Annotated in this window: 11 protein-coding genes and 1 pseudogene; 7 read left to right on the top strand and 5 right to left on the bottom strand. The window is 63.1% G+C overall.

Annotation, left to right across the window (positions count from 1 at the left end; all coding sequences use genetic code 11):
* The first annotated feature begins 121 nt into the window (after window positions 1-121).
* The 4 genes from HGI46_RS13780 (at window position 122) to HGI46_RS13765 (ending at window position 4,644) form a co-directional block, all read left to right on the top strand.
* Window positions 122-1,201, top strand: a complete 1,080-nt coding sequence (locus HGI46_RS13780; protein ID WP_240946765.1) for a class I SAM-dependent methyltransferase — start codon at window positions 122-124, stop codon at window positions 1,199-1,201.
* Window positions 1,198-1,560 carry a hypothetical protein gene (locus HGI46_RS13775; RefSeq protein WP_168904667.1) on the top strand — a complete coding sequence of 121 codons (363 nt, stop codon included), beginning with the start codon at window positions 1,198-1,200 and terminating at the stop codon, window positions 1,558-1,560. The genes HGI46_RS13780 and HGI46_RS13775 overlap by 4 nt, the downstream gene beginning before the upstream one ends.
* Before the next feature lie 157 nt (window positions 1,561-1,717).
* Window positions 1,718-3,451 carry an acyl-CoA dehydrogenase gene (locus HGI46_RS13770; RefSeq protein ID WP_168904666.1) on the top strand — a complete coding sequence of 578 codons (1,734 nt, stop codon included), beginning with the start codon at window positions 1,718-1,720 and terminating at the stop codon, window positions 3,449-3,451.
* 83 nt (window positions 3,452-3,534) lie between these two features.
* Window positions 3,535-4,644 carry a helix-turn-helix transcriptional regulator gene (locus HGI46_RS13765; RefSeq protein ID WP_168904665.1) on the top strand — a complete coding sequence of 370 codons (1,110 nt, stop codon included), beginning with the start codon at window positions 3,535-3,537 and terminating at the stop codon, window positions 4,642-4,644.
* Window positions 4,645-4,652: 8 nt separating this feature from the next.
* On the opposite strand, the gene HGI46_RS13760 is transcribed toward HGI46_RS13765, so the two are convergent.
* From HGI46_RS13760 to HGI46_RS13745, 4 genes are all read right to left on the bottom strand, one after another.
* Window positions 4,653-6,215, bottom strand: coding sequence for a DUF1254 domain-containing protein (locus tag HGI46_RS13760; protein WP_168904664.1), 1,563 nt, complete (start codon window positions 6,213-6,215; stop codon window positions 4,653-4,655).
* The gene (locus HGI46_RS13755) at window positions 6,208-7,059 is read right to left on the bottom strand and encodes a TauD/TfdA family dioxygenase (protein WP_168904663.1); all 852 of its coding nucleotides are present in this window, start codon (window positions 7,057-7,059) and stop codon (window positions 6,208-6,210) included. Before HGI46_RS13755 ends, HGI46_RS13760 begins: the two co-directional genes overlap by 8 nt.
* Window positions 7,060-7,143: 84 nt before the next feature.
* A complete protein-coding gene (locus tag HGI46_RS13750) occupies window positions 7,144-9,351 on the bottom strand; it encodes a TonB-dependent receptor (RefSeq protein WP_168904662.1) in 2,208 nt (735 codons plus the stop codon).
* Window positions 9,352-9,553: 202 nt separating this feature from the next.
* On the bottom strand, window positions 9,554-10,738 hold the full coding sequence (locus HGI46_RS13745; protein ID WP_206065727.1) for a TetR family transcriptional regulator: 1,185 nt from the start codon (window positions 10,736-10,738) through the stop codon (window positions 9,554-9,556).
* 244 nt (window positions 10,739-10,982) lie between these two features.
* Here HGI46_RS13745 and HGI46_RS13740 point away from each other — a divergent pair, with 244 nt between their 5' ends.
* From HGI46_RS13740 to HGI46_RS13730, 3 genes are all read left to right on the top strand, one after another.
* A complete protein-coding gene (locus HGI46_RS13740; protein ID WP_168904660.1) occupies window positions 10,983-11,276 on the top strand; it encodes an SDR family NAD(P)-dependent oxidoreductase in 294 nt (97 codons plus the stop codon).
* A 41-nt stretch (window positions 11,277-11,317) separates the two neighbouring features.
* Window positions 11,318-11,941 carry a hypothetical protein gene (locus HGI46_RS13735; protein ID WP_168904659.1) on the top strand — a complete coding sequence of 208 codons (624 nt, stop codon included), beginning with the start codon at window positions 11,318-11,320 and terminating at the stop codon, window positions 11,939-11,941.
* A 155-nt stretch (window positions 11,942-12,096) separates the two neighbouring features.
* On the top strand, window positions 12,097-12,591 hold the full coding sequence (locus HGI46_RS13730) for a PD-(D/E)XK nuclease family protein (RefSeq protein ID WP_168904658.1): 495 nt from the start codon (window positions 12,097-12,099) through the stop codon (window positions 12,589-12,591).
* 36 nt (window positions 12,592-12,627) lie between these two features.
* Here the strand turns inward: HGI46_RS13730 and HGI46_RS13725 are convergent.
* Window positions 12,628-12,957: pseudogene (locus HGI46_RS13725) on the bottom strand (integrase core domain-containing protein); the annotation flags it as partial.
* Between the last annotated feature and the right edge of the window lie 45 nt (window positions 12,958-13,002).

Raw genomic sequence — 13,002 nt, 5'->3', positions numbered from 1 at the left:
ATCATCACCAGTACCGCCATACAGGGCCGTCAAGACTCATGACGTATTTCCATCAGTCACCCATGATGAGGCGGCGCGTTTCGATTTTCTGACGCACTTCAACAAGTTTCTTGCATCTTCTTTGGGTCGCGGAAACAAGCTTGCCTATGAACGGCGGGTGCTGCCGGCGTTCCGCAAGGAAAAGGCGCGCGATCCCAAGGACCGGTTCGAAATCCGCAACGCGATGAATCGCGATCCGTTCCATCGGTTGTGGTCGGCCTCCAAGCGCAATTCCATGGAAATGCGCCAGCAGAACGGCCGCTCGATCGTGCTGCGCCAGCTGGACGATCTTGATGCGCGCGCCAATGCGCTGAACGAAGGCAAGCCGACGCTGCAACTCGACCCCACGGTTCAGGTGCCGCGCTATCAGTCGGCGGTGGACATCCACTGCATGCCCGGCTGCTATCATGGCGAGGAGCGCCCCGGAGACGTTTCTGCCGGCGCGAACTATGACTGCGGCATCTTCGCCACCACGGCGGGCGCGCTGGGCGGCCTGTCGGACGGCGGCGGTCAGGCGGTGGCGCAGTGGCTGAAGGCCAACCATCCGAACTGGAAGCCCCGCCGCGTGCTCGATATCGGTTGCACCATCGGCCACAACGTGGTGCCGCTGGCGCTGGCCTATCCGGAAACCGAATTCATCGCGATCGACACGGCGGCGGCATCGCTGCGCTATGGCCATGCCCGTGCGCAGGCGCTGGGTGCGACGAACATCACGTTTATCCAGCACAACGGCGAAGACCTGTCGCGCTGGGAAGACGGGTATTTCGACTGGGTGCAGACCACGATGTTCCTGCACGAACTGAGCGGCAAGGCGCTGCCGCAGATCATCAACGAAGGCTACCGCGTCCTCGCGCCGCATGGCCTGATGCTGCACGTCGAACAGCCGCAATATACGCCCGACATGCCGATCTATGAGCAGTTCATCCGTGACTGGGACGCGTTCAACAACAACGAACCGTTCTGGTCGGCGATGCACGCGCTGGACCTCAAGAAGGTCATGCAGAAGGCGGGCTTTGCCGAAGAAGACCTGTTCGTGGCCGGCGTCAAGGCGGTGGCTGATCGTTCGATCTTCCCCGAAGCGCCGACCGATGAAACCGAAGACCATGGCCGCGCCGCTGCGTGGCACGCCTATGGAGCCTGGAAGGGAGGGGCGCCGAAATGACCGAGACCACTTTGGACTGGATGGCCCTTGCCAACCGCAAGCCCAAGGGCAAGCGCCCGGAATATTTCTCTGATCCGCACAACGAACAGGCCTATTCGGTGCTGCTGGCGCTGGTCGGCGAAGTATCGGTCATGCGCCAGCGGCTGGACACGGTGGAACGCCTGCTGGAAACGAAGGGGACGATTTCGCGCGCCGACATCGACAACTTCGTGCCGGCTGGAGAAGTCGCCGCCGAACGCAGCGACATGACGCGCGAATATATCCTGCGCGTGATGCGCGGCCCGATGCAGGCTGTCGAGGCTCTGGAAGAGAGCGAACCGCCGATCGAAACCATCTGCGACGAATTGCTGAACAGCTAAGGCAATTCGTTCGCCCGGATGGGCAAGACTGCAAGGTGCCTGGTCACTGTGTGGCCGGGCACCTTTTTCCTGAAAATATCCCGGATATGCGGCCTTTGCCCGCAGCATCGGCCTTGCGCCGTCAGCGGCTGTCGCCCGGTCCATTGCGAGTATCGCCATGTCGTTTGTTGCCCCTGTTGCCGATCAGGTTTTCGCCATGCGCGTGAACGCGCAGATTGCGGACTTGGCCGGAAGCGAACGCTTTTCTGCGGCATCGGACGATATGGTTTCCGCCATTGCCGAGGGGATCGGGCAATTCGCAGCCGGCGAATTCGCGGCCCTGCGCCGCATCGGCGATACCCATGGCGCGCGCGCGCACGATGGCGTTGTTTCGCTTCCTGATGGTTATACGCAGGCCTACCACGCGTTCGTGGAGCAGGGCTGGAACAGCGTGGCCGGCCCGGTAGACCACGGCGGGCAGGGGCTGCCATTCACCCTGGCGTGCTGCGTGCTTGAATCGCTGGGCGGGGCGAACCTTGGTTTCAGCCTGCTGCCGATGCTGACCGTTGGTGCGATCGATGCGCTGGATCATCACGGGTCCGACCGGCTGAAGCAAATCTATCTGGCGCGCCTTGTCAGCGGTGAATGGTCGGGCACGATGAACCTGACCGAACCGCAGGCCGGGTCTGACGTGGGGGCGCTGCGCAGCACCGCCACCCCGGTTGCCGCAGGCGAACACGCCGGCAAGTGGCTGATCAAGGGCACCAAGATATTCATTACCTGGGGCGAACACGATCTGGCTGAAAACATCGTCCATCTGGTGCTTGCCCGAACGCCCGGCGCGCCGGCCGGGTCGCGCGGGATCAGTCTGTTCGTGGTGCCCAAGTTCCATGTGCTGCCCGATGGCCGCCTTGGCGAACGCAACGATGTTCGTGTCGTGTCGGTCGAACACAAGCTGGGCATCCACGCATCACCGACCTGCGTGATGAGCTATGGCGATAACGATGCTTGCATCGGTGAACTTGTGGGCGCGGAGAACGAAGGCCTCAAGGCCATGTTCACGATGATGAATTCCGCGCGCATCAATGTCGGCAGTCAAGGCGTGCAGGTGGCCGAAGCTGCGCTGCAGATGGCGTCCGCCTATGCGCGCGATCGTGTCCAGTCGGCGCGGGCCGGCGCCGTGGACAAGCGGCCCGTTGCCATTGTCGAACATCCCGATGTCCGCCGCACGCTGTTGCGGATGCGGGCGTTGACAGAAGGTGGCCGCGCGCTGCTCTATTACACCGCCGGGCAGGTCGATCGCGGTGCGCTGGGCCTTGCCGGGGCGCAGGAACGCGCTGACATTCTGGTGCCGATGCTCAAGGCGTGGGGTACGGACATGGGCTGCGAAGTCGCCAGCCTTGGCGTCCAGATTCACGGCGGCATGGGTTTCATCGAGGAAACCGGCGCGGCACAGCTTTACCGCGATGCCCGGATCGCGCCGATTTATGAAGGTACCAACGGTATCCAGGCGGCCGATCTTGTCACCCGCAAGCTTGGCTATCGTGGCGGTGCGGCGCTGATGGAACTGTTCGACGAAATGCTGGCCGACGCTGTCGGGCACCCCGGCTTGCTGGCGCTGGTGCGCGATTGCCGCGACGTGGCGCAGTGGATGCTGGACGATGCCAGCCTTGATGATCGGCTGGCCGGCAGCGTCCCGTTCTGCACGATGTGCGCGGTTGCCGTGGCCGGATGGCAACTGCTTGTGCAGGAGCGGGCGCTGACCGACGAAGACGGGCCGTTCGCTGTCCGCAAGCGGGCAACAGCCGGGTTCTTCCTGCGTTTCCTGACGCACGAGGCTGCGGGCCTGAAGCAGTCCGCCATGGCCGGGGCCGGACCTTTTTACGGCATCGACACCGCCCTTTTGGTCTAAGCGTTCCACGCCGCCGCGTCTTGCCGTGATTGCCGCCTTACCGGGCGGCGGCTATGGCGCGGGCAAGGAGGCGTGGAGCGGATATGGCGCTGAGCAGCAGTGACGATGGCGAAATCCTGACGTGCCTGCACGCCGGGCCGCTCGACAACCCGTTGTGGAATCGTTTCCTTGGCGTTTTGCGAAACAGGCTGGGCGCGGATTTCTGCGGCTTCTTCTTTCGACAAGGCGATGCCCATATCACCGATTCCACGGAAATATCGGTCGGTCCGGCCGGACAGGAAGACCTGTTGCCTGCCTATACCGCGGGGTTCCACACGCTGGATCCGATCCCCTATGACCAGCTTGTGCCGGGGCAGGTCTATTCGCTGGCGCAGTTCATCGTGGCCGGCGATGCCGGGCATGAACGCTATCTGCGCGAGTTCCTGATCCCCGGCTGCCGCCAGTTCATGCGGGTGCTGCGGGTGTCTGCCCCGGAAGGGTATAACGCGTGGCTGATGGCGTGGCGCGCAGATCGCGATTTCACGTCCAGCGACGATGCCGTGCTGGCGGCGCTTGCCCCGCACCTTGCCATTTCGCTGGAACTCTATTCCGTGATCGAGCGTGAACGGGTCCGGGCCGGCATCAGCGGGGACGCGGTGCGCCAGCTCAACTATGGCTGGCTGACGCTGGATGGGCGCGGCTTTGTGCTGGACATGGATCAAGGCGCGGCAGATCTCCTGCGCGGCAGTGCTGCCCTGCGCGTGCAGACCGGATCGCGGATGCTGGCCGCATCGGCCGATGTGAACCGCCAGCTGAACGCCGCGCTGGAAGAATTCTCCGCTGATCCCGAGGCGCGTCCGCGCGCTGTGCGCCTGTCCGAAGATCCATGGCTTGACATGCTGTTGCGGCCGGTGCGCGATCACGTCCTGTCAGGGCCGGCGCGGCCCGTACTGACAGCCTTTGTCCATGGTGACAGGGAAACCGGCGCGAACCGGGTTGACCAATACGTGCGGTTGTTCGGACTTTCGCCGAGCGAGGCCCGGCTTGCTTTGGCCATCCTGCGCGGCCGGACCATCGCCGAAGCCGCCACCGAACTGGGCGTGACCGAACAGACCGCGCGCGGCTATTCCAAGATCGTCTATGCCAAGACCGGCGCGCGCGGCCAGGCGGACCTTGTGCGCATCCTTTTGGCCAGCGCGGCCCGGTTGGCATGAACCGCCGGTCAGTGCCGCCCGGGCGTTGCGCGGGTGTCGGCGGCCTCGATCGCGGGCATCGGGTATGACCCGTCCACCAGCGGCGCCATGGGGCCATAGAAACGCGCCGCCAGCTGGAAGGTATCGCCCCGCGCGGTGGGCAGCCAGTTGCGCTGCTTGTCGGTATCGGCGGGCCGGTCCGGCTGGAGATAGAACGTCACCTTGCCGTCCTTCACCGCATAGGCGCCGGCCGCCAGCATATAGCTTGTCACGCTGTAGCGGCTGACTGGATTGGGAATGAAATATCCCGCCGAATCATATACTGGCAGCTCCCAGAATTCGGTGACGGGCGGCAGGTTCGCAAGGTCGAGCGTGAGGGTATAGGCGCGGTTGCCATCCAGCAGTTGCTGCTTGCTGTCCCGGAACACATAGGCGATCGAGTGTGACTGATAGGGAACGGGCGTTCCCCAGGCCACGTCGTCCGAACCCGCCTTGGTCACATAGTCCAGATCATCGTGAAACAGGCTGGACTGGAGCCGCCACCCGTTCATGTCTATCAGGCTGCGTTCAAGCGCGGCCTTTGCCTTGATCCGCGCCGCGTCAAAGCCGGCCTGCGCCGCCGCGACTTGTTCCGCCGTCAACAGCGAAGGATCAAACAGCACCCCTTCGCGCAAGCCCAGCAGTTGCAGCCGGGCCAGCGTTTGCGTTTCCTTCACTGAATCCGTGCGCCGGGTGAACGACGCGTCGTTGATCGAAAGGCTGAGCAACTGGATGAAATCCACCGCCGTCATCGATCGCCCCAGATCGACGATCTTCGCCATGCGCGCAAAGTTGCGATAACCCGTCTTGATGATCGGCTGGTCTTTCAGCGGCGGGATGGTTCCGCCATTGGCAAGCCACTGGCCAAGCGGCGCGGCGGCCACGCCATGCACGACCTTGCGCGCCCCCGCCATGTCGGCCGCATCGCGCGATGTCACGGCAACGCGCACCGCGATATTGAAAGTGTTCGACGTGGCGCGCACGATCTGGGTTGATCGGAACGCCGCCGGGATCGTGCCGCGCCAGTGCGGCCCCACGATGATATAGCGCTGCGCATCGTTGCCGGTGAACTGCGATCCGGCAAGGAAGAACCAGTTCACGTTCTGGTCGGCTGCCTGCACGCTCCAGTAGCGGCCATCGGTAACTGCCGGCGCTTCGATCACCACCGGTTCGTGGGATACGTCGAACGCACCGCCTGAATAGAGGGTGGAAGCGTTTACCGTGGTGGCATAGCGGACCGACGCATCCATCAGGTTGTCGAATGCCTGCATGCGGTTGACGCCCCGAAACGCGGGGTGTCCTTCGAACTGCGTATAGACATATCGCAGTTCGTATTGCCCGGCGATGTTGAGGCCCCAGTAAAACGCTTCTCCGGTCAATTCCGCGATCTGCGCGGCAGATATGCCCTGTGCGAAACCGGTGGCGGGCAGGGCTGGCTGGGGCGCTTCAAGCCGGGCGGCAGGCGTGGGGGGCGGGCCGCCGGTCTGCGCGATGCCGGGGACGGCAGCGGTGGCAAGCAGGGCGGCGATCGCGGCGCGCAGCGGATCAGGCATCGTGGGAATATCCCTTTTCTGAGGGGCCATAGGGGCGGTCACCGATCACCGTTACCCGTTCAAGGTGCCGTTCCCCGGCGTAATCGGCAACGCCGTAGTGCTGGGTGGAACGGTTGTCCCAGATGGCCACGGTGTCTTCATGCCATTTCAGCCGGACCTGGTATTCCGGCCGTTTTACTTCGTCGAACAGCAGGCGCAGAAGGTCGTCGCTTTCCGCCCGGTCGATGCCGGCGACGTGGGTGGTGAAGCCGCTGTTCACGTAAAGCACGGGCTCCCCCGTCTCGGGGTGCAGGCGGACCATCGGATGCATTTGCGGGGGATGCACAGCGATAAACGCCGCGTGTTTTTCTGGCGTATCGAGGTGCCGCGCGAACGAGGCTACGGCATCGTGCACGGCATGAAGATTGTTTATCCGGTCGCGGACTTCCGCCGGCAGTCCGCGATAGACGGCTGCCGTGTTGGCCCACAGCGTGTCCCCGCCAAGTGCCGGCAGGCGCGATGCCCGCAGGATGGAAATAGCCGATGGCAAACTGCGGAAAGTCGTGTCGCTGTGCCAGAAATCAGCCGCCGGGGCCATCCGGCCTTCGCGTACATCCCCGTTCGAACTGATCGGCAGGATTTCCGGAAAATCGGGATGAACGGCAAGCGGGTGGATTTCCAGTTTCCCGAAAGCCCGGCCCAGTTCGACGTGGCGGGCCCGGTCGAATTTCTGATCGCGCAGGAACAGCACCTTGTATCGCAACAGGGCTTGCCTGATCGCCGCGATCTCTGCCGCGTCGACGGTGTTGAGGTTCACGTTCGTGATTTCGGCGCCGATCAGTGGTTGAACCGGAATGACGTTCATTGCTTTCTCCGTGGTGCTGTCCCGGACAAGGGAGATGTCCGGGACAGCTGCGGCGCCATGCGCCGCGGGGGGGGGGGGAGGGGGTCAGAAAGTGGCGGTCAGATCCACGCCGTAGCTGCGCGGTTCGCCAAAGATGCCGCCCACCGTGGTTGGCAGGCCGACGCTGCCGGAAGTGACCAGGTAATCCGTGTCGGTCAGGTTGCGGCCCCAGAACGACAGGCGCAGGTTGTGCGTGCCCACCGGAATGTCGGAGACTGTCAGGCGCGCGTCGAGCAGGCCGTAACCGGGAAGCATCATCCGGCGATCGCCGCTTGATGCGAAGGCCTTGTCCTGAAGGCTGTAGTTCACCGCGGCCGCGAATGTGCCAAACGTGGTGCGTGCAAAGGCATAGTCGATGCCAGTGGCAAGGCTGTGCCGGGGGATGTTGGTGAAGGCGAAGGCGCCGGCGATGTTCTGCCCGTTCAGTCCTTCGATGCGCAGGTATTTCGCATCGGTATAGCCGTAGCTGGCGGTCAGGGTCAGATCGTCTGTCGGCTTGGCGGTTAGGTCCAGTTCAAGCCCGTTGATGCGTGCCTTGCCGGCATTGAGAACGTCGGTGCGGGTCGGGTTGCCCGGGTCCGACTGGACGTTGATCTGGATGTCCCGGTAATCGGAATGGAACAGCGCCAGATTTACCCGCAGCCGGTTGTCGAGCAAGTCGGACTTGAGGCCGATTTCGTATCCGGTCAGGTTTTCCGGCCCGAACCCTTCGTTGAAGCGCTGCGTCGTTGATGCACGCACGTTGAAGCCGCCGGTCTTGTAGCCGCGCGAAACCTTGGCATAGCCATTAATACGCGGGGCAAAGTCATAAGCGAGGATAAGCGTCGGGCTGACGTTGGTGAAAGTGTTGCTGCCCTTGCCCGCCGGCAGCACGGTGAGCGTGCCATCGCCGGCCGTGATCCGATCCTGCAGGGTGGCGTTGCGTTCATCGCGTGACCAGCGCGCGCCGGCGGTGACGTGCAGGCGATCATCCATCGCTGCCGGGCTCCAGGTCGCCTGTCCGTATACCGCATAGGCAGTGTTCGCCGCTGTCACCGCCCGGTCGGTGCGCCGTCCATTCGCGGCGATGGTGACGGCGTGGGTGTCGGCGCTTTCCTCGAAGTAATAGGCGCCCAGAACATATTCCAGCTGCCCTTCAAGCACCGATCCGACAAGCTGCAGCTCCTGGCTGAACTGGTCCTGGCTGTCATCGAAGCGGTTGGTGAAAAGGGCCACAGGCCCAACCACGCCGGCAAAGTAGTTCTGGTTGGAAATGTTGTGAATCTTGCGATAGCCGGTCAGCGATCGCACCACGGTATCCGTGCCCAGATCGAATTCGGCGGTCAGATTGTGCCCTTGGGCGCGCACGTTGTTCGGCTTGAGGTTGGCGACTGCGGTCGAGCCCCTGATCGGGCGCGGGGTGTTGACCGGATAAAGCGGCACCGGCGCGATGAATGCGGGGGTATCGGCAATGTCGCTGCGGTCGTAGGCGTAACGCAGATCGATACCCGCAGCAGGTTGCCAGCGCACCGCCGCGCGATAGCCATCGCGGCGCTGGTCTCCGAACCGGCTGACACTGGTTCCGGCATTTTCGACAAAACCATTCTTGCGCGCGTGGACATAGCCCAGTTCGACGGCCAAGGTTTCGCCGATCGGAATGTTTACCCGGGTGCGGGCGCGGAACATGTCGTAATTGCCAAGGCTGAACGTCTGCTTCGCCTCGAACGCGCCCAGTTGCGGGGCGCGCGATACGAAGTTGATCGCGCCGCCGGTCGCGTTGCGGCCATAGAGCGAACCTTGCGGACCGCGCAGCACCTCGATCCGTTCGATCTCGGCCACTTCGGATGAAAGCCCCTGGCTGCGGCCCACATAGATGCCATCAAGGTAGATGGCGACGCTGGGATCCTGCGTGATCTGGTCATCCAGATTGCCGACGCCGCGGATGAACACGCGCGCGGTGGTGGCGCTGTTCGGGTGGGGGGTGAGTTGCAGGTTGGGGACTTGCGATTGCAGGCCCGAAATGCTGGTGATCCCGCGCGCTTCCAGCGCCTCGCCGGTCAGCGCAGCGACCGAGATCGGGGTTTTCTGAAGCGATTCCTCGCGCCGCTGCGCGGTGACGACGATGTCGGCAATGCCGCCGCCGGATGGCGTGGCTTCACCGTCATTCTGGTCGTTCGCCTGTGCAAGTGCCGATGTGCTGACGATCGGCGATGCTGCACAAAGCAGCGCGGCGGCATATGCCAAGGGCCTGCGCGTGGTGCGATCAAGGCGCATGATTTTCCTCCCAAGCAAGACATCCAAGGTTCATGCTGAACAAATGAACAGCTTCCCTTTCGTGTCATCTTTCTCTGGATTGCGAATCGCGCCGGAAAAACAGCGGTATCTCAGCCCATAAAGCGCTTGGTTAGTTTTGAGGATGGGGTGCGTCAAGCGCATCCTGCACAATGGTACAGTTTCGTGGCGCCGTCACTGCCGGTCAGGCGAACAGGCGTTCGAGCCATGCGTGCGAGGTGGCGTCCAGATAGGGCGCGCGTTCGTGACGGGGCAGCGTGAATGCCTGGTTGCCAAGTGCCACGGTGGCCATGGCCCACAGCAGCCCGTCGAGCCGGTCCACCTCGGCAAAGCCAAGCGAGCGGAGCCAGTGAACGGCGGTTGCGCCGCGCAGCCTGCGGAAAGTGGTGGCAAGTTCGCCCAGCCCGCCGCTGCGCACCGCAGCGTTGGAGAAGGCGCCCAGGGCGGCAAGGTCGGCACGCCGTTCGCCAGCCTGGTCAAGCATTATGCGCGACAGAATTCCTGCCTTGGCATCGGCGGCCTGGACCACTGCGTTGATTGCGCGCGCCTGCAATTCTCGGGCGGCATCGATCACCATGTCCTGCTTGGTCGGGTAGAAATAGGTGGTCGATGCGACCGAGAGCCCGGCTTCCGCTGCGATCTTGCGATGGGTCAGCCCGTCCACGCCCAGCACGCCGCTCAACCGGATGGTGGCGTCGACGATCTGCTGCTTTCCCTTGGGGCGTGAAATGTCGGCCGCATCATCCCGCCCCGCCCGGTCGTCCGCGGCTTCATCGCCGACCAGCATCGCCTGTCCGCCGGCCAGCCGGATCGACAGGCGATGGGCCAGGCGTATGACCTCGACGTTACGGCTGATGGGATTGCGATCCAGCATGACGAGCGGGATCATCCCTTGTGCCACGGCCGCCCAGATCTCGCGCGCCAGCGTGTCTTCGCGCGATACGTGGGGCAGGGTGGTCCAGAAATCACGGCATTTGCGGTGGAATTGTTCCATCCGGGCGCGGGAGGCGTCTGCTTCATCGCCGCTGGCAAGAGCCAGCCCCAGTTCGTCGATGGCGACAATCGCCTGCCCCTGCGCATTGATCAGGGGGGGCAACACTGCCGACACGAACGAGGCTGCATCGGCCAGCGCGGTGCAGATATCGTCCGGCGCATCGCGCAGTTCCTCGGCCGCCGCGCAGACTTGCACCGCCAGCCGATCCAGCACCGCCAGCAGCAGCTTTTCGCGGGTGGCAAAGTGATAGACCACGGCAGACGGCGCGACATGGGCTGCGGCGGCGACCGAACGCATCGTCACGCTGCCAAGCCCGCGCTGGAGGCACAGGTCGGCGGCGGCGAGGGCGATCTTTTCGGCTGGGGGTATGGTCACGCTGCGGGTGTGGCGCGCCTGCGATGCGGAAGCAACCCCGGCCAGCCCAGCGGCGATGAGCACGATTGTTGCGCGCCGTCGGCCAACGCGCAGTTCGTCGCCGGCCTGCTCACGGATGCCCTGAGCACCGGTTGAACTGTTGCGATCACGGCAAGGGTGCGCTGCTTGACTTGGGTGTCGCCGCTCTACACCTTGAAATGAAACCGCCTGTTATTGATTCCTGGGGCGCATGAGGGAGAGGGAAATGGCCCGTCTGGAGGGCAAAGTCGCGATCGTCACCGGCGCGGGCCGCACCGGCAACATCGGCGTCGCGGTTTGCGATGCGTTCCTGCGCGAAGGCGCGCGGGCGGTGATCGCCACCGACATGCGCGTTGACGATGCGGATGCCATCACCGCCGACATCGAAAGCCGTCACGGCAGCGGCCGTTTCCGATTGGTGCAGCAGGATGTTACCGCAGAGGGCGATTGGGCAACGCTGGTCGAAAGCGTGCTGGGCGAATTCGGCGTGATCGATGTGCTGGTGAATAATGCCGGTTAGAGGCATCGCTGGTCCAACCTTTTCTGACCGGACGCTCCTCAGTGCACTGGTTCGATTGGCGCTACTACTTTGTTGCGTATCCGTCGATGCGTGAATCCGCTCAAGGCTGCTATTCGCCCGCTAAAGTCGATGGGGCGGTTCGGATGGGTTACGTCGTGCGCCGGCACCACAATGTGGAATGGGCCTACCGTGATACCGATCCCTATCTTGATGCTGTTTGCGCCAAGGTGGATGAGAAAATGGCCAACCGCCTGACCAGAGAACAGACCGAACTGATCGAATCCGGACAATGGTTGCGTCTTGATGGGGCAGGGATAACAGTTGCGTCCCGCCAAGACGGATGGCGGATCTATCTGCCTGTAGGGCATCCGGACAACATCGAAGTCCAATCGGTGTTTTCAGCGTTCGGCGTTGAGCAGTGCGTCAACGAGACTGATGCTGACGAAACCGATTTCAGTGTGTTTTGGCACCTACCCATCAGTCAGAGCGATAGCGTACCCGAGGGCATTGATCCGCCTAGCATGCGCGAAGTGAGCTTGGTGGACAGGGAGGACAGGGTTCAGCGTGCAGCTGATTTCATCTTAGCGCTTCTGCACGCAATGATGGATGGGGGCGCCGCCGCGAGCGCGGAAGGTGAGGTGCCTACTGAAGGGCCCACTCTATGAGGCTTACTACCCAACAAATTGAGGCATTCGCCGAGAGCTGGCGGAAATCAGGTTCACGACACAGCCTTGCTTATCGTCTCGGTGAGTTTGCGGTCGGCGCACGTAGGCTGCTGCCTAAGACCACGGCCCCACCCTGCATTGGACGGGGCCTGTCAATGCCTGCGGAGCGTTTCGCGCAGGTGGTTCCCGAACTTCGGAGCTTGATTGCAGCCCGCACCAAACGCGGAGACGGGATTAACATCTGGAGCGCTGCGGGCCTTGGCACAGACGAGCGTCGCAATGTCGCTGCGCTGGCACGTCTCTGGATGCGATCGAGCATTGGCGATTTAGCCACGGAATTCCTGTCGGCTTTTTTGAGACGCGTAAACGGCGGTGACAGTATCTCACTTGAGGGCGGCTACCATGTGCACACTGAGTTCTTGCCGATGGGTGACGCGGCGCATCGCGTCGATCTGGTCATCGAGACCGACACAACGATCATCGGTATAGAGGCAAAGATCCGGGCGCCGGCGGATAAGGAACAGCTAGCTCGTTATGCGCGCGAATTGGAGCTACGCGCAGGTCAAAAGAGTGCGCATCTATTGATCTATCTTGGTCCCAGGATGCTCGAAAATTCTTGTGCCCTCGGGGCAACATGGAGCGCCGTTTGAAGCGTCCCGGGTTTTCCGGAGGCGGTTTCATTTGAGTCATGCGACCATATCGAGGGTCTCGTTGGCTGCATAGTAGTTGGCCTCGGCTTCGGCGGGCGGGATATGCCCTATGGGGCCGAACAGGCGATGGTGGTTGAACCAGTCTACCCAGCGCAGGGTGGCCATTTCCACCGCCGACACGCTCGGCCATGACCGCTGGCGCCAGATGACCTCGGCTTTGTAAAGGCCGTTGATCGTCTCGGCGAGCGCGTTGTCGTAGCTGTCGCCGACGCTGCCGACTGACGGCACCAGGTTCGCCTCGGCCAGGCGCTGGGTGTAGTTCATGGCAAGGTATTGGACGCCCCTGTCGCTATGGTGGATCAGACCATCGTCAGGGCTGTCAATCGGCGCGCAAACGGGGACCGGGATCGG

This window comes from Novosphingobium sp. ERW19, assembly GCF_012641315.1.
In the GTDB taxonomy this organism is placed as follows: Bacteria; Pseudomonadota; Alphaproteobacteria; order Sphingomonadales; family Sphingomonadaceae; genus Novosphingobium.
The sequence above is the reverse complement of the archived record's forward strand: the minus strand, read 5'-3'. Positions and strand labels throughout refer to the sequence as shown.